The 16,493-nt window shown below is 64.2% G+C and carries 12 protein-coding genes; 2 read left to right on the forward strand and 10 right to left on the reverse strand.

The features are described 5' to 3' along the window. Positions 1 to 51 precede the first annotated feature (51 nt). Together ASD04_RS14560 and ASD04_RS14565 are read left to right on the forward strand one after the other, a co-directional pair. Positions 52 to 1,257 (forward strand): ABC transporter substrate-binding protein, encoded by a 1,206-nt coding sequence (locus ASD04_RS14560; protein ID WP_056258345.1) that lies wholly within the window; start codon positions 52 to 54, stop codon positions 1,255 to 1,257. A gap of 65 nt (positions 1,258 to 1,322) precedes the next feature. Continuing rightward, positions 1,323 to 1,919 carry a class I SAM-dependent methyltransferase gene (locus ASD04_RS14565; protein ID WP_056258348.1) on the forward strand — a complete coding sequence of 199 codons (597 nt, stop codon included), beginning with the start codon at positions 1,323 to 1,325 and terminating at the stop codon, positions 1,917 to 1,919. Positions 1,920 to 1,921: 2 nt separating this feature from the next. Here ASD04_RS14565 and ASD04_RS14570 read toward each other — a convergent pair whose 3' ends face one another. The 10 genes from ASD04_RS14570 to ASD04_RS14615 all read right to left on the reverse strand — a co-directional run bounded on the left by ASD04_RS14570 (position 1,922) and on the right by ASD04_RS14615 (position 16,378). After that, a complete protein-coding gene (locus ASD04_RS14570; RefSeq protein ID WP_056258350.1) occupies positions 1,922 to 3,205 on the reverse strand; it encodes a branched-chain amino acid ABC transporter permease in 1,284 nt (427 codons plus the stop codon). Further along, positions 3,202 to 4,206, reverse strand: coding sequence for a branched-chain amino acid ABC transporter permease (locus tag ASD04_RS14575; protein WP_056258352.1), 1,005 nt, complete (start codon positions 4,204 to 4,206; stop codon positions 3,202 to 3,204). The genes ASD04_RS14570 and ASD04_RS14575 overlap by 4 nt, the downstream gene beginning before the upstream one ends. 151 nt (positions 4,207 to 4,357) lie before the next feature. Continuing rightward, on the reverse strand, positions 4,358 to 5,062 hold the full coding sequence (locus ASD04_RS14580; RefSeq protein ID WP_056258354.1) for an ABC transporter ATP-binding protein: 705 nt from the start codon (positions 5,060 to 5,062) through the stop codon (positions 4,358 to 4,360). Further along, a complete protein-coding gene (locus ASD04_RS14585; protein ID WP_056258358.1) occupies positions 5,063 to 5,845 on the reverse strand; it encodes an ABC transporter ATP-binding protein in 783 nt (260 codons plus the stop codon). 103 nt (positions 5,846 to 5,948) lie between these two features. Further along, positions 5,949 to 6,311 (reverse strand): methylglyoxal synthase, encoded by a 363-nt coding sequence (locus tag ASD04_RS14590; protein WP_056258361.1) that lies wholly within the window; start codon positions 6,309 to 6,311, stop codon positions 5,949 to 5,951. Between the two features lie 36 nt (positions 6,312 to 6,347). Continuing rightward, positions 6,348 to 6,728 carry a DUF1801 domain-containing protein gene (locus ASD04_RS14595; RefSeq protein WP_056258362.1) on the reverse strand — a complete coding sequence of 127 codons (381 nt, stop codon included), beginning with the start codon at positions 6,726 to 6,728 and terminating at the stop codon, positions 6,348 to 6,350. Between the two features lie 71 nt (positions 6,729 to 6,799). After that, positions 6,800 to 8,551, reverse strand: coding sequence for a methyl-accepting chemotaxis protein (locus ASD04_RS14600; RefSeq protein WP_056258365.1), 1,752 nt, complete (start codon positions 8,549 to 8,551; stop codon positions 6,800 to 6,802). Positions 8,552 to 8,936: 385 nt separating this feature from the next. After that, positions 8,937 to 11,387: a methyl-accepting chemotaxis protein gene (locus ASD04_RS19900; RefSeq protein ID WP_056258367.1), complete on the reverse strand. Its 2,451-nt coding sequence runs from the start codon at positions 11,385 to 11,387 to the stop codon at positions 8,937 to 8,939. Positions 11,388 to 11,568: 181 nt separating this feature from the next. Further along, on the reverse strand, positions 11,569 to 13,965 hold the full coding sequence (locus tag ASD04_RS14610) for a methyl-accepting chemotaxis protein (RefSeq protein ID WP_056258370.1): 2,397 nt from the start codon (positions 13,963 to 13,965) through the stop codon (positions 11,569 to 11,571). A 340-nt stretch (positions 13,966 to 14,305) separates the two neighbouring features. Further along, positions 14,306 to 16,378: a methyl-accepting chemotaxis protein gene (locus ASD04_RS14615; RefSeq protein WP_056258371.1), complete on the reverse strand. Its 2,073-nt coding sequence runs from the start codon at positions 16,376 to 16,378 to the stop codon at positions 14,306 to 14,308. Between the last annotated feature and the right edge of the window lie 115 nt (positions 16,379 to 16,493).

Raw genomic sequence — 16,493 nt, forward strand, 5'->3', positions numbered from 1 at the left:
CTGGCCCGGCACAGGGCCTCTCGGCGGAGCGACCCAAGCAGAGGGACGTACATGCGCAATCTCAAGAACACCCTGGCACTGGCCGTTGCCGCTTCGACGCTCGCCGTCGCCGCGCCCGCCATCGCCCAGGATACCGGCGCCACCATCGGGTTCATCGGCGGCTTCACCGGCCCGATCGAATCCCTGACCCCGCCGATCTTCGCCGGCGCCGAGCTGGTCGTGAAGCAGGTCAACGAGCAGGGCGGCATCCTGGGCGGCGAGCTGACCATGATCTCGGCCGATAGTGCCTGCGATGCCACCGGCGGCGCCACCGCTGCCGACAAGATCATCAACACCGACAATGCCGTGGCTGTCGTCGGCGGCCTGTGCACCGGCGAAACCATCGGCGCCTTCAACGGCTCCGGCCTGAGCGGCAATGTGGTCTTCGTCTCGCCGGCCTCTTCGGCCCCGGCCCTGACCACACTTGAAGACAACGATCTCGTCTACCGCACCACCCCGTCGGACGCGCTCCAGGGCGTCAAGCTGGCCGAGCTGCTGCTCGCCAAGGGCGTCAAGGACATCGCCATCACCTATGTCAACAACGACTACGGCAAAGGCTTCGCCGACGCCCTCAGCGCTGCCTACACCGCCGGCGGCGGCACCGTTGCCGCCAACGTCGCCCATGAAGAAGGCAAGGCCGACTACCGCGCCGAGCTGGGTAACCTAGTCGCTTCGCAGAACCTGGTGATCCTTGCCTACGCCAATGCCTCGGGCAACACGATCCTGCGCCAGGCCGTCGAATCCGGCAACTTCACGCTTTATGTCGGCGGTGACGGCATGGTCGGTGACGACCTGCTCTCGGGCATCGACGCCGCTGCCGTGGAAGGCCTGATCGCCACCCGCGCCGGCGCTCCGGAAGGCATTGCCACCACCACCTATAACGACCTGGCCACCGCTGCCGGCATCGAAGCCAACGCGACCTATGCGCCGCAGGCTTACGACGCCGCCTTCCTGCTGGCTCTGGCCATCGAGAAGAACGGCTCGGCTTCGCGTGACGGCCTCTCGGCCGCGCTGCGCGATGTCGCTTCGGCTCCGGGCGAAACCATCCTGCCGGGCGAGTGGAGCAAGGCCGTCGAGCTGATCAAGGCCGGCACCGACATCAACTATGAAGGCGCCGGCGGCCCGCTCGACTTCGACGAAGTCGGCGACGTGGACGGCATCATCATGGAACTGGCCGTCGAAGGCGGCGCCTTCGTCGAAAAGGGCGTGATCCAGTAAAACGGATTGGACTGAGCTATCGAAGGCCCGGGAGCGATCCCGGGCCTTTTCGTTGGGGAGAGCCGATGCCCGATCGCGAAACGCTCAAATTCTACGCCGACAATGCCGCAGCCTACGTGCGGCACGCTACCGCTGCGACCCCGCAACTCGCCACCTTCCTGGCGCACCTGCCGCCTGGCGGCACGGTGCTCGAACTGGGAACGGGCAATGGCCGCGACGCCGCCGCCATGCTGGCATCGGGCTTTGCCGTGACGCCATCCGATGCTTCGCCCGAACTGGCCGCAAAGGCCGAGGCACGGCTTGGCATCCCGGTGCGGATCATGGCCTTTGACGAGCTTGACGAAACCGCGGCCTATGACGGCGTCTGGGCCTGCGCCTGCCTGCTGCATGCGCCGCGCCACGAGCTGACCGACGACTTCGCCCGCATCTACCGGGCGCTACGCCCCGACGGGCATTTTGCCGCCAGCTTCAAGGCCGGCGGCGGCGAGGGCCGCGACGCCTTGGGGCGCTACTACAACTACCCCGATGCCGGCGCGCTGCGGGCCCATATGACCGACGCGGCCGATTGGGCCACCATCGACATCACCGAGAACGATGGCTCGGGCTACGACAACCGACCGACACGCTGGCTCTGGCTACACGCCCGCAAGCGTGGGGCTTGACCTCAGGCGTCCCGCCGCACCACTTCCGGTATCAGCCCCTTGGGGGCAAACCGGAGCGCAATGGTAATCACCAGCCCCAGTACGAAGACGCGCATCTGCGCCGAGCGGGACTCGATGTCGGGAATGGCGCCCCAGCCGATATGGGTCGACCAGGTGCTGGCGAAGTCGAAGATGACCTTGGCCAGGGGCTCGCTGACCACCCAGACCAGCCAGATCAGCACCGCGCCGAACACCGCGCCCCAATTGTTGCCGGCGCCACCGACGATGATCATCACCCAGATAAGGAATGTATGATTGATCGGCTGGTAGCTGCTGGGATCGAAGATTTGCGTGAAGCTCACTAGCATGGCCCCGCCAATGCCCATCAGCACCGAGCCAAAGACGAAGATTTCGAGCTGGCGTGCCGTGACGTTCTTGCCCATCGAGGCCGAGGCGATATGGTTGTCGCGGATGGCCCGCATCATGCGGCCCCAGGGGCCGGCATAGGCCCGCGAAATCAGCCAGATGGCGATGCCCAGTACGGCAAGGGCCAGCAGCAGGAAGCCACCGCGCGCCAACAGGAGCGAGGAAACCATGTCCGAGCCGCCAGCCTGGTAGTCCTGCGGCAGCGGCGTCGGCCACGGGATCGGCGACACGGTCAGCGTGCCGCGAGTCAGCCAGTCCATGTTCTTGATCAGCGCCCGGATGATCTCGGAAATGCCGATCGTGGCGATGGCGAGATAATCGGTGCGCAGGCCCAGCGCGATCTTGCCGACGATAAAGGCGATCACGGCCGCCAGCACACCGCCGAACAGCCATCCCACCACCGGATGGGCGCCCAGCCCGCCGACAAAGCCGGCATTGGCCTCGATATAGGCCGCGGCAGGATCGAGCTGGCTGCGATAGATGCAATAGGCGACGAACCAAGCCAGCACGGTGACAAAGGTCTTCCAGCCGCCGCGAATACCCAGCCTGTCGCTCTTGCGCGCGCCGATGACCAGCAGCGCCCCGGCCGCGAAGGCGATCAGCGCCCGCCCCAGCATCCAAGGCCCGTCAGAGTCCCAGAAAGCCGGATTGACCGGATAGGACATGAAGGTGACGGCAAAGCCGCCCAGCATCAGGAAGCCCATGATGCCGAAATTGAACAGCCCGCCATAGCCCCACTGGATATTGAGCCCCAGCGCGATCAGGCTATAGGCGGCGGCTTCGACGAGCCGCGACGATGTGAAGGGCAAGCCCATGAACCAGCCGATCACCAGGATCAGCACGAACAGGCCGGCAAACAGCGTGAGCGAACGCCGGATCATGACGAAGCTCCTTTGAAGATGCCCGTCGGTCGCACCAGCAGCACCACCACGAGAATGACGAAAGCCACGGTGAGCTTGTATTCGGTCGGCACCAGCGCCAGCGTCGCCGGCAACTGCATCCATTCGGGCAGGATGGCGTTGAGCGGCCGCAGCACCATGGTCCAGTTGAACACCGCCAGCGACTCGGCAAAGCCGATCAGCAGGCCCCCGGCAATGGCGCCATAGGCCTGGCCCAGGCCACCGACAATGGCCGCCGCGAAGATGGGGATGATGATGTTGAAGGCCAGGTCCGGCTTCAGCGTCACGTCGAGCGCCAGCATGGTGCCGGCCATGCAGGCCAGCGCCCCAGCCACGATCCAGGTCACCCGCACCACCAGCGCCGTATTGATGCCGGAGACCTGCGCCAGATCGGCATTGTCGGCCATGGCGCGCATCGCCTTGCCCAGCCGCGAACGCGTCAGGAAGAAATGCAGCGCCAGCACCGAGATGATGGTCACGACGATCATCAGCAATTGCGGCTCGGTAATCACCAGCGGCCGGGTCGAGCCGATCGCACTGGTGTCGATGCGGAAGATTTCCTTGGTCTCGGTCTCGAAGAACGACCAGGAGCCGGCGCCGAAGAACAGGCGGATCAGCCCCTGCACCATCAGCGTCACCCCGATCGAGGCGATGAGCAGGATGACCGGCTTGGCACCGCGCTTGCGTAGTGGGGCATAAAAGCCCTTGTCGATGCCCAGCGCCAAAATAGCCGACATCACCATGGCGATGGGCAGCACCACGAAACCCAGCGGGATCGGCGTCACGACGCCCCAGCTGGCAAACAGGGCTGCAAGCAGGAACGCAAAGAAGGCGCCGGAGGTCATGAGTTCGGAATGGGCAAAATGGGCAAAGCGCAGGATGCCGAAAATCAACGTGATGCCGACCGCGCCCAGCGCATAGATGCAGCCCAGCACCGCGCCCGATATGACGACCTGGTTGATGAAGAAAACGAGTTCGGTCATGCGGAGACCTCACCGACGCACGGCACGTCTCCGCACCACAGCGTCATTCCCGCGCAAGCGGGAATCTCCCTGTGATGGGCACGGCAGAAAGGGAGATTCCCGCTTGCGCGGGAATGACATGGTAGGTTGGACAGGCCGGTCCGTTGCATCATCAGCCTCCCAAAAAGCTTTTGGCGACTTCGGGATCGGCGATGAGCTCGGCGCCCGTGCCGGTGAAGCGGTTCTGGCCGCTGGCGAGCACGAAGCCTCTGGAGGCAAAGGCCAGCGCCTGCCGCGCATTCTGCTCGACCATGAGGATGCCCACGCCTTCCTTGTTGACGCGCACGATCGTCTCGAAAATCTCGATTACATAGCGCGGCGACAAGCCGGCCGAAGGCTCATCGAGCATCAACAGCCTGGGCTTGCTCATCAGCGCCCGGCCCATGGCCACCATCTGCCGCTGCCCGCCCGAAAGTTCGCCCGCCGGCTGGCGGCGCTTTTCCGCCAGCACCGGAAACATCTGGTAGACCCAGTCCATGGTACCCCTGAAATCGTCGCGCCTCGTGAAGGCGCCCATTTCGAGATTCTCCTCGACGGTCATCGAGGTGAAGACGTTCTTTTCCTGCGGCACGAAGCTGAGTCCCATCGGCACCAACGCATCGGGCAGCGAATTGGCAACATCCTTGCCGGCGAACTCGATGGTACCACCAGTCACCTTGAGGAGGCCGAAAATGGCCTTGAGCGTCGTCGACTTGCCGGCCCCGTTCGGGCCGACGATGACGCCGATATCACTCTGCTCGATGGCCATGTTGACGCCATTGAGAATAGGAGCGCCGCCATAGCCACCGACGACATGCTTGAGTTCGATAAGGGGCATTTACGCTACCTCGACCGGAGTGCCGAAATAGGCTTCGACGATAGCCGGATTGGCGCGGATTTCCGCCATCGGCCCCTCGGCGATCTTCTCGCCCTGCGCCATGACGATCACCGGATCGCACAGCCGTCCGATCAGGTCCATGTCATGCTCGATGACGAAGAACGTATAGCCCAGCTCGCGGTTCATCCGCTCGATATTGGCGGCAAGGTCGTTGAGCAGCGTCTTGTTGACGCCAGCCGCCACCTCGTCGAGCAGCACCACCTTGGCATCGACCATCATGGTACGGCCCAGTTCGAGCAGCTTCTTTTGCCCGCCTGACAGGTTCCCCGCCAATTCGTTGCGCACATGGCCGAGCTTGAGGAAGTCGATGACATCGAGCGCCTTCTTGCGCACCTCGGTCTCGCGCGATTTGGAAAGACCAGGGCGGAACCAGGCATTGCCAAGATATTCGCCCGGCTGGTCGCCCGGCACCATCATCAGGTTTTCCAGCGCCGTCATGTTGGAGAATTCATGCGCGATCTGGAAGGTGCGCAACATACCGGTGCGGAACAGCTGATGCGGCTTGAAACCGGTGACGTCGGTACCGTCGAAAATCACCTGCCCTTCATCGGGCACGATATTGCCGGCGACGATGTTGAACAAAGTGGATTTGCCCGCCCCGTTCGGCCCGATCAGCCCGGTCACCGAGCCGCGTCGCACCGACAGCGAGCAGTTGTTCACGGCGGTCAATCCGCCAAAGCGTTTGCTGACGTTGCGAACGTCGATAACCAAGTCAGAGGACACTAAGCCCGTCCCGTTTTCCCAATGCCACGAAGCCCGGTTCAATCCAGGCGATTTTGGGGCATCTGCTCATAAGGTAACGCAAGGGTCAACCTTGACCAACCAGTCAAAGGTAGGCGAGCACCGCGTCTGCTGTGGATTTGTTGTTGGCGCAGGGCACATCGTAAAGCGTCGCCAGCCGGGTCAGTGCCTTGACGTCGACATCATGCGGCTGCGCCGTCATCGGATCTATGAAGAAGATCAGCACGTCGAGCTTGCCCTCGGCGATCATCGCGCCCAGTTGCTGGTCTCCGCCCAGCGGACCACTCTTGAGCAGGGTTACCGGCAAGCCGGTCGCCGCCATGACGCGGCTGCCGGTCGTGCCCGTGCCCCACAATTCATGCTGGGTGAGCTTGTGCTTGTGATGCTCGGCCCAGACGCAGAGATCGTCTTTCTTGTCGTCATGTGCCACCAGGCCAATCCGCGCCATGCTGCCCTCCAAATGCAGGAAAACTACATGCATGCTTCAGGCAAACAGGGCAATGGCCTCGCTGAGCAGGATGCCGATGGGGTCGACCGGAATGTCGTCGCCGGGCACGAGACGCAGATAGCGCCCCTTCTTGAGCCCCTCGCCTTCAAGCAGGCCATCGCCATGTTCAAGCAACCGCCCATGTTCGAAATAGAGCGACACCCGGCCCTCCTGCGGAAAGACCGAGCAGACATGGCCGGCATCGGCATGACGGAAATTGACCGAGCGCCAGCCGCTCATCACCTTGCCCGATAGCCCCGGATGCGCCGCGACCAGCGCCACTAGACGCGCCGTGAGTTCAGCCACCGGCGCCGGCAGGGGCGCGATGAGCGCGGCGAACTCGCTGGAATAGACGGGGTCGACGGCGGAGGTGAGCATGGCAGGCACCCGATTTTACGCAGATGCCTTTTCGCACGCGCTCCTGACAAAGAGAGTCAGGAGCAGCTTTCCTAGAACTCGTTCCAGTCCGGGGCGATGGCGGCATTGCCCACGGTCCGAAATGACGGGGTGGGCCGGGCCTGTGGACGCACCGGCGCCGGAGCCCCGCCGTCCATCTTGAACACCTCGACAATGCGGTCGAGCTCGCTGGCCTGCGCCTCGGTCTGCTCGATGGCGGCATTGGTCTCCTCCACCAGCGCCGCATTGTGCTGGGTCATCTCGTCCATTTGCCGCACAGCGACCGATACCTCGTCCAGCGCCTCGGCCTGCTCGCTATTGGCCTGGGCGATGGAATCGATCAGCGTCGAGCTTTCCTGCGCCCCGCTGAGAATGGCGAGCAGCTTTTCGGCGGCCTGTCCCACCAGGCGCGAGCCATTCCTGACCTCGCTGGCGCTGGCTTCGATCAGCACTTTCACTTCGCTCGAAGCCTGCGCCGCCGACTGCGCCAGCCGCCGCACTTCCACCGCTACCACGGCAAAGCCCTTGCCGGCATCGCCGGCCCGCGCCGCTTCCACCGAGGCATTGAGCGCCAGCAGGTTGGTCTGGAAGGCGATGTCGTCGATCAGCCCGATAATATTGGAAATCTTGCCCGAACTGGTCTCGATCGCCGCCATGGCTGCATTGGCCTCGTTCATCACGGCGCCGCCTTCGGTGGCGCTGGTCGAGACGGCCTGCGCCTTCTGGCTGGCCGTGGCGGCACGCGTCGCATTTTCCTGCACCGCCGTCGAAAGCTGCTCCACCGAGGCCGACGTCTCCTCGATGGTCGCCGCCTGCTTGGTCGTGCGCTCGGAAAGATCGTTGGCGCCCGACAGAATCTCGCTGGTCGCGGTCTTGAGCGAGCGCGACGTCTTCTGCAGGCCGGTGACGATATCGAACAGCCTGCCGAGCGACTGGTTGAAGGCCAGGCGCAATTGTTCGTACTGGCCGGTGAACTGGGTATCGATACGCCCCGTAAGATCGCCCTCGGCCATCTTGGCGAGGCTCGCTGTCAGGTCGGCGATGATGCCTTCCGCCCGCTTGCGCTCGGTGATGTCGGTGGCGAACTTGATCACCTTGACCGGCCTGCGCTGCGCATCGAGGATCGGATTATACGAAGCCTGGATCCAGATTTCCTTGCCGCCCTTGCCGAAGCGCTGGAACTCGGCGGCGATATATTCGCCGGCTCGCAGCCGTTCCCAGAACCGGGCATAGTCCGGCCCGGCCGCGTAGGCAGGATCGCAGAACATACGATGATGCTTGCCCATGATTTCATCGAGCCGGTAGCCCAGCGTGGCAAGAAAGTTCTCATTGGCCTCGCGTATCGTGCCATCGAGGCCGAATTCGATAACCGCCTGCGCACGGCCGATGGCGGCGATCTGGGCTTCGTGGTCGGCTGCCTGGTTCTTCTGTGCCGTAATGTCGGTGGCGAACTTGATCACCCGGATCGGCTTGCCGGCCTTGTCGAAGACCGGATTGTAGCTCGCCTGGATCCAGATTTCGCGGCCACCCTTGCCGATGCGCCGATAGGCCGCCGCCTGGAACCTGCCGGCGGCAAGATCGGCCCAGAACTGCTTGTAGCCAGGCGCCAGCCCCTCCTCAGGATCAACGAACATACGGTGGTTCTTGCCCACGATTTCGCCAAGCTCGTAACCGAGCGCCGCAAGAAAGTTTTCGTTGGCGGTGATGATGGTGCCCTCGAGGTCGAACTCGATCACCGCCTGGCTGCGCATGATGGCTTCGACCTTGGCCCGGTCTTCACTGCTGTTTCGTGCGAATAATCCCATCGAGAAAGGCCCTCCAGCCCCTGCCCCTGCCGCATTGCGGCGCTCGTGCAATATTATGGAAATCTGGATAAATGGGGGTTCTGACGCTGCTTGCGGGTTCTGCGTAGCCGCCTACGCAATTGCCCGAAAACCATGCCGGAATCCGTCAGCCCCGAGGGGCCGGAGTGCTGACGATCGCAATCTTATCGCTGTTTGGTGCATGGCCGATCGTTCATCTGTCACCACCGGTCCCCACCAGTGACAATGCTGTTGATCTGCGTCCGCTACTGAAGCTGCCCGCGAAAGGTTAATGGAAGGCCAACACGATCCCGGTCGAAAGAAAATGGGCGCCTGCCCGGCGCCCATTTTCATGCAGTTCGATTGTATTTGAAAACCTGCCCCGGCGCTATCCGCGCCCCAGATAGGCGCCCGCCGCGGCTTTGAGCCCCTGCAGCATGCCGCGCGCGCCGCTTTCACGCTCCGACGCCGCCTTGGCCGCGCCTCCGACCGTAAAGACGCCGATGACGCGATCGAGTTCGTTGGCCTGCGCCTCTGTCTGCTCGATGGCGGCATTGGTCTCTTCCACCAACGCCGCATTGTGCTGGGTCATTTCGTCGAGCTGGCGCACCGCCACATTGACCTCGTCGATCGAAGCAGCCTGTTCGCGGCTCGCCCTGGCGATGCTATCCAGCATGCCGGCATTGGCGCGGATGGCCTCCTGCACCGCCACCAGCCGCTCGGCCGCATTGGCCACGAGGCGCGTGCCACCCTTGACCTCGTCGGCCGACTGCTCGATCAGCGCCTTGACATCGGCCGAGGCGCTGGCCGCGGACTGCGCCAGCCGCCGCACTTCCACCGCCACCACGGCAAAGCCTGCGCCTGCTTCCCCAGCCCGCGCCGCTTCCACCGAAGCATTGAGGGCGAGCAGGTTGGTCTGGAAGGCAATATCGTCGATCAAGCCGATAATGTTGGAAATCTTGGCCGACGATTGGGTGATGCGGTCCATCGCGCCGGTCGCCTCGCCCATCACCGCCCCGCTGGCCTCGGCTTCCGTCGAAACCGCGCGGGCCTCGTGGCTCGCCGCATCGGCCTGGGCCGCATTATCGACCACGGTGCGGCTGAGCTGCTCGATGGCGGCACTGGTTTGCTCGATAGTCGCCGCCTGCCGCGTCGTGCGCTCGCTGAGGTCATTGGCGCCGGAGAGGATTTCCCCGGTTGCCGTCTTGAGCGCGCCCGACGTGCCGCTCAGCTGGGTAACGATCTCGCCGAGTTGCTCGGCTACGCCATTGGTGTCCTGCTTGAGCTGGGCGAAGGCACCCTTGTAGTCGCCCGTCATGCGGTGGGTCAGGTCGGCTCGGGCCAGCGACGCCAGCACGCTGCCGGTTTCGGTCAGTCCGCGGTCGACCGTTTCCACCAGGTCGTTAACGTCCTGCGCCAGGCGGCGAAGTTCGGGATCGTTGAGCTCGGTGCCGACGCGGCGGGAGAAGTCGCCGTCGATGGCCGCGCCGACCACCGCGCCGATATCCTGCTGCAGCGCCTGGATAACACTGACCCGGCTGGCGCGCTCCTCGCTCATGTCGAGCTCGGCGGCCCGCAGGTCGCGCATCTTGATGCCGTTGCTGCGGAACACATCCACGGCCTCGGCCATGTAGCCCAGTTCGTCGGCGCGCTCGAGGCCAGGCACCGCGATATCCAGCTTGTCACCGGCAATCTCGGCCATGGCACCGGTGAGGCGTGAAATCGGCCGCGTGATGGTTCGGGCAATGAGGATGCTCACCACCGCGGCCAGCGCCAGCAGCACCAGCCCGATAATGAGCATGGTATTGCGCAGCCCGACTGACGGCGCTGAAATATCGGCCTCGCTTTCCAGCGCCACCACAGCCCAGTCGACGCCGCCAAAGGTCAGCGGCTCGCTGGCTGCCGCATAGGCCGCCCCGTCGTGATGGGACAGCGTGCCCATCGCGGCCGTACCCGTCAGGGCGGCACTGACGGCATCGCCCTGCAACGACAGCGCCAGCACGTCATTGCCCTCGGTCTTGGGCGAATCGTTGCGCACCAGCCCATCCTGGCCGACGAGGTAGGTCTCCCCGCTCTGGCCGAGCCCCTTCGTGCGGTCCAGCACGTCGCCGATGCGGCCGGTCGGCATCTGGAAGGCCAGGACGCCGATCAGGAAGCCCTGGTCATAGACCGGCGCAGCAATGAAGCTGGCCGGCGCCCCGGCGCTCGGGCCATAGGGGGCGAAATCGGAGAGGAACACCTGCCCCTCCTCCCCGGCCATGGCTGACCGCACCACCTTGCCCAGGTCGCTATCGGCCCACGGCCCGCCGCCCTCGGCAAAATTGGTGGCGAAATCGGCTTCCTTGAACACGGTATAGACATTGTTGAAGTCGGTATCGAACAGGAAGATGTCGTAATAGCCGCGCTTCTCCAGCAGGTCGCGGAAATCGGCATGGAGGTTCCGGTGATGCAGGTCATAGACCGGCAGCTTGTCGGACGTATCGAGCCTGATCCGCTCGCCCGCCGGATTGGGATTCTGCGTGATATAGGCGCCCTGCAGCAGTTCGGTGGGGTCACCCTGCCCCTTCAGTGAACGCATCGCGCCCGAGAACAGGTCGATATCGGCCGCGATTTCCGACCGCCCGGCAAACAGCGTCAGGTCTTCGGCCACTTCGCTGAGATAGGCATCGAGTGCCGAGCGCGCATTGGCCGCCGCCGCGGTAAGCCGCTGCTCGGCCTGATTTTCGACGATGGCGCTGCTGGCGACATAAGCGGCCAGCGCCAGGCTGGCTCCGGTGACAAGCGCGATCGCCACCACCATGGCCGGCAGCTTGAAGGCTAGTTTGAGCTGGGTCGTCATCGAGGAAACTTCCGGAGTTGTGGCACTGCTGCCTTTGACAAGGCATGCCCGCAGCTCCTCTTCCGCGGTCATGACGCGCTTAAACCATAGGAACGGTATGGTTAAGGAAGCCCTTCCGGGCGCGTCACGGCGCCGTCATGCGGGCTCCCGGCCAAACCGGGAACCCGCCTTGGAGATCGGCCTAGAACTCGTTCCAGTCGGCCGAGATGGCGGCATTGCCCTGGCTGAGATAGGCCTGCGCCGCTTTCCGGACATGGGCCGGGCGCGCGGCCGGCGCAGGGGACGCCGGGACGCGTGCCGGCGCGGCCCGCTCGCTGCCGGTATTGAACACGGCCACGATCTCGTCGAGGGCGCTGGCCTGCGCTTCGGTCTGCTCGATGGCGGCATTGGTTTCTTCCACCAAGGCCGCATTGTGCTGGGTCATCTCGTCCATGGTGCGAACGGCGATATTGACCTCCTCGATAGCCGAAGCCTGTTCGCGGCTTTCCCTTGCGATGCCGTCCATCAGCTGGTTGCTGGCCCGCGCCGCATCCAGCATGGCCGCCAGCCGTGCCGCGGCGTCAGAAACGAGACGCGAACCGAGTCCCACTTCGCCGGCCGACTGCTCGATCAGCACCTTGACGTCGGCCGAGGCGCTGGCCGCCGATTGGGCCAGCCGCCGCACTTCGACGGCCACCACGGCGAAGCCCTTGCCAGCATCGCCGGCCCGCGCCGCTTCCACCGAAGCGTTGAGGGCCAGGAGATTGGTCTGGAAGGCGATATCGTCGATCAGCCCGATAATGTTGGAAATCTTGCCCGAGCTGGCTTCGATTGCCGTCATCGCCTCATTAGCCTTCTGCATGACCTGCCCGCCCTCTTCGGCGGTGCGGGTCACCTCGGCCGCATTGACGCTGGCTTCCTTGGCGCGCTGCGCATTCTGCAGCACGGTCGAGGCAAGCTGCTCCATGGCCGCCGAGGTCTCCTCGATGGTCGCCGCCTGTTTGGTGGTACGCTCGGAAAGATCGTTGGCGCCCGAGAGGATTTCCCCCGTCGCGGTCTTCAGCGTGCGCGAGGTCGAGCGCAGCTGCGTCACCACTTCGGTCAGCTTGTCGCCCACCGCATTGGTATCGGCCTTGAGGCGGGCAAAGGCGCCCTGGTAATTGCCGTCCATGCGCATGGTCAGGTCGGTATTGGCCAGCGCCGTCAACACGCGGCCGGTTTCGTCGAGCCCGCGATCCACCGTGGCGACGAGGCTGTTGACACTGCTGGCGAGGCCGTTCAGCTCGGGATCGGGGAACTCGGTCTCGACCCGCCTGCTGAAATCCCCGGCAATCGCCGCATCGACCACCTGGCCAAAGGCGCCCTGCAGGTCCGACATCATGGCGCGGCGGCTCTGTTCCTCGGCAATGATGCGTGCCGCCTCGGCTTCGGTCATCTGGCTGACCTTGAGCCCGTTCTGGCGGAACACTTCCACCGCCCGCGCCATGGCACCGATTTCGTCGCGATTTTCGCTATAGGGCACGAAGACATCGTATTCGCCTTCAGCCAGGCCATCCATGATGCCCGTCATCTTGCGGATGGGCTTGGCCAGCACGCCGGCGCCGAACCACACCAGCCCCAGCACCACGGCCAGCAGCGCGGCTGCGGCGCCGAGGGCCAGGTTGCGCATCTGGTCGACGCCGGCAAAGATCGTTGCCGCCGGCACGTCCATCAGCATGGTCCACTGGTCGGGCACGCCATCGAAGGTCAGCTGTGTCGCGATGACGAACTGCTGCACGCCATTGGCGTCATAATAGTAGAGACCCTTCTGCAGCAGGCCCGGATCCAGCAACGCACCGGCCACTTCCGGCGCCACCTTGGTACCGACCAGCTTGGGATCGGGGCTGGCGACCCATTGTCCGTCCCCGCTGACTAACGACACGTTGCCAACGTCGAACGGCCGGAGCTGGCCGATCACGCCGGCAATCGTATTGAGGCCGAGATCGGCGGTGACGATGCCCACCGGCTTGCCCGCCTTACGGACCGGGATGCTGATCGTGGTCATCAGCACATCGACGCCATTGATGGCGTAGGAATAGGGCGGAGTCAGCACCGAGCGATCCTCGGCCATCGGCAGATCGTACCAATTCTCGTTACCGGACGACATGTCCAGTTGCTGCACCACCACCTTGCCATCCTGGTTGGTGAAGTAGGGCACGAAGCGCCCGGTGGCGTCGGAATAGGCGTGGCCGATGAAACCGGCATCATTGCCGTCAAGGCCATTGGGCTCGAAGGCCAGTGTCATGCCGGCCAGCGCCGGGCGAGACGCGGTCGCGGCCGTCATCAGCCGGCCCAGTTGATCGCGATCCACCGGGCCTTCGATAAGCCCTTCGACGGAGGCCGTCACGCCACGCGCCAGCGAGATGATGCCGCCCATCTGGCCGGAGGCCAGTTGGCTATACTGCCCCAGCAATGCCCGTGCCCGCGACTCGGCCTCGCTGCCCGCCGTGCCATACATCAGCGTCGTGCCACCGAAGACGATGGCGCACATCGACGCCGCGAACAACACACCTGCGCCGATAACCAGCTTCTTCTGGATCGACAGGTTTGAGAATTTCATCCTGTATTCCCTACCAATTATTGCCCCTGACGGGGCCGCCCCGGCGACCCTTCGCAAGGGCCGCTTCAAATCGACCGCATCTGTCCCTGATGGTAGCCGCAGCCAGCTCGGCACCGCCCACGCGAAGCGGGCTGTGGGGATTCTGGTTGTCGGGAAAGCGACGCCATGTTGCTCCCGTCATGGCTTCCGCCACGACATGCCAATTCAAAGTACAACTGCGTCCGGGAACACCTTGCCAGAGCGGCCTTAAGGCCTGGTTAAGTACGTTTGCTTCTGTGATCGCATGACAAAAAGGGCGCCACGCGGCGCCCTTTTAAAAACTCATGATCGAGGACGGCCGCTAGAATTCCGACCAGTCCTTGGCGATGGCGGCATTGCCCTGTGTCAGGTAGGAACGGGCCGCCGAGCGCACTTTGTCGACCACGCCCCGCTGCGGCGCTGGCGCCGCAGCGCGTTTCGGCGCCTCGGCGGCATCCTCGATGGTGAAGATATCCACCACGCGGTCGAGTTCGCTCGCCTGCGCCTCGGTCTGCTCGATGGCCGCATTGGTCTCTTCCACCAGTGCCGCATTGTGCTGCGTCATCTCATCGAGCGTCCGTACCGCCACCGACACCTCGTCGATGGCCGCTGCCTGCTCGCGGCTGGCCTTGGCGATCGATTGCATCAGGCTGGCATTCTCGTTGACGGCCTGCAGCATCGCCGTCAGCTGCTCGGAGGCGTTGGAGACCAGCTTGCTGCCGCCCTTGACCTCGTTGGCGCTCTGCTCGATCAGCGCCTTGACGTCGGACGATGCACTGGCTGCGCTCTGGGCAAGGCGGCGCACTTCCACGGCCACTACGGCAAAGCCCTTGCCGGCGTCACCGGCCCGCGCCGCTTCGACAGAAGCGTTCAGCGCCAGGAGGTTGGTCTGGAAGGCAATGTCGTCGATCATGCCGATGATGTTGGAAATCTTGGCCGAACTCGAAGTGATGCGCTCCATCGCTTCATTGGCCTCGGTCATCGTCACGCCGCTCTGCGCGGCACTGTGGGACACCGACTGGGCCATAACATCGGCATCTTCCGCCATGCGGGCATTTTCCGCGACGGTCGAGGCAAGCTGTTCCATGGCCGCCGAAGTCTCCTCGATCGTCGCCGCCTGCTTGGTGGTGCGCTCGGAAAGATCGTTGGCGCCGGAGAGGATTTCCCCCGTCGCGGTCTTGAGGGCGCGCGAGGTCGAGCGCAATTGCGTCACCACATCCGTCAGCTTGTCGCCAACCGCATTGGTGTCGGCCTTGAGCTTGGCGAACGAACCCTGATAGTCGCCTGCCATGCGCTTGGTGAGATTGGTATCGGCCAATGCCGCCAGCACGCTGCCGGTTTCGCTGATGCCGCGATCCACCGTCTCGACCAGGTTGTTGACACTGCCGGCCAGCGCGTTGAGCTCGGCATCGGGGAATTGCGCATGCACGCGCTTGGAAAAATCGCCGGCAATGGCGGCATCCACCACCTCGCCGAAGGCCGCCTGCAGGGCCACCATCATATCGGTGCGCTCGACGCGACGCCGCTGCGACGCGGCGCGCTCCTCCTCGGTCATCTGACTGACCTTGAGCCCGTTCTCGCGGAAAATCTCCACAGCCCGGGCCATCTCGCCGACCTCGTTGCCCTGGGTGATAAAGGGCACCTCGGTTTCATAGTCGCCTTCCGCCACGGCCTTCATGGTCTGCGCCAGCTTGGGCACCGCCGCCATCATCAGGCGGGACATGACGTAGCCCAGCACACCCAATATCACGAGGCTGACCGCACCCACGCCCAGCAGAACCCAGAGGGTCGACAGAATTCCGGCCTCCAGCCTGGCCTTGTCGGTGCCGGCATAGAGCACGCCAATCAGGCCGCCTTCCTGATCCTGGATCGGCTGGTAGGCGGTGTAATAGGCCGTGCCCTGTATCGTAGCTTCGCCGAAATACGGCTTGCCTTCGAGCAACGTGGCATAGGCCGGATCGGTCGCGTCGAGCGGCTGGCCCATCATGCGCTCGCCCTCGGGCGTGAGCAGCGTGCTGCTGAGCGCCGTGAGCGGCTTGGTGGCGTCTTCGGCGCCGTAGATGGTCACGCTTTCGCCGGTGAGGCGAACCACCGAATCCACCAGGTCGTGATTGACGAAGAGGCGTGGCATGGCCCAGGTCTTGACCGAGGCGATGCTGCCATCTTCGGCCCAGGCCACTTCGGCGCCTGGCAGCTTGCCGCCCACCACGGTCGCCGCCGTGCGCAGGTCGCCTTCCAGCTGCGACATGGCGCTGGCACGCGTCGAGGCACTGAGGGTAAGATAGGTCGCCGTCGTCACCGCAGCGATCGACACGATGATCGCCGAGATCACCAGGATGGCGATCATCGTGGTCAGCTTGATATTGCCCAGGAAGTGCCCAGCGCGCTTCAACATGTCGATTTACCCCGTATCCCCCGCGCAGTTCAGTGGGATCTGCCCGCGCTTTGATCCGGGAAAAATATCAGCGCAGGCTTAATCGAGTGTTTATCATCCCCGAATCCGGCGGCCC

The organism is Devosia sp. Root436, from assembly GCF_001426345.1.
GTDB lineage: Bacteria > Pseudomonadota > Alphaproteobacteria > Rhizobiales > Devosiaceae > Devosia.

Excerpts from the sequence above, each read along its gene's own strand:
- ASD04_RS14590 (WP_056258361.1), bottom strand. The coding sequence starts at position 6,311 with ATGGCGCGGATTGGCCTGGTGGCACATGACGACAAGAAAGACGATCTC.
- ASD04_RS14560 (WP_056258345.1), top strand. The coding sequence starts at position 52 with ATGCGCAATCTCAAGAACACCCTGGCACTGGCCGTTGCCGCTTCGACG.
- ASD04_RS14580 (WP_056258354.1), bottom strand. The coding sequence starts at position 5,062 with ATGCCCCTTATCGAACTCAAGCATGTCGTCGGTGGCTATGGCGGCGCT.
- ASD04_RS14565 (WP_056258348.1), top strand. The coding sequence starts at position 1,323 with ATGCCCGATCGCGAAACGCTCAAATTCTACGCCGACAATGCCGCAGCC.
- ASD04_RS14570 (WP_056258350.1), bottom strand. The coding sequence starts at position 3,205 with ATGATCCGGCGTTCGCTCACGCTGTTTGCCGGCCTGTTCGTGCTGATC.
- ASD04_RS14610 (WP_056258370.1), bottom strand. The coding sequence starts at position 13,965 with ATGAAATTCTCAAACCTGTCGATCCAGAAGAAGCTGGTTATCGGCGCA.
- ASD04_RS14595 (WP_056258362.1), bottom strand. The coding sequence starts at position 6,728 with ATGCTCACCTCCGCCGTCGACCCCGTCTATTCCAGCGAGTTCGCCGCG.
- ASD04_RS14575 (WP_056258352.1), bottom strand. The coding sequence starts at position 4,206 with ATGACCGAACTCGTTTTCTTCATCAACCAGGTCGTCATATCGGGCGCG.
- ASD04_RS14600 (WP_056258365.1), bottom strand. The coding sequence starts at position 8,551 with ATGGGATTATTCGCACGAAACAGCAGTGAAGACCGGGCCAAGGTCGAA.
- ASD04_RS19900 (WP_056258367.1), bottom strand. The coding sequence starts at position 11,387 with ATGACGACCCAGCTCAAACTAGCCTTCAAGCTGCCGGCCATGGTGGTG.
- ASD04_RS14615 (WP_056258371.1), bottom strand. The coding sequence starts at position 16,378 with ATGTTGAAGCGCGCTGGGCACTTCCTGGGCAATATCAAGCTGACCACG.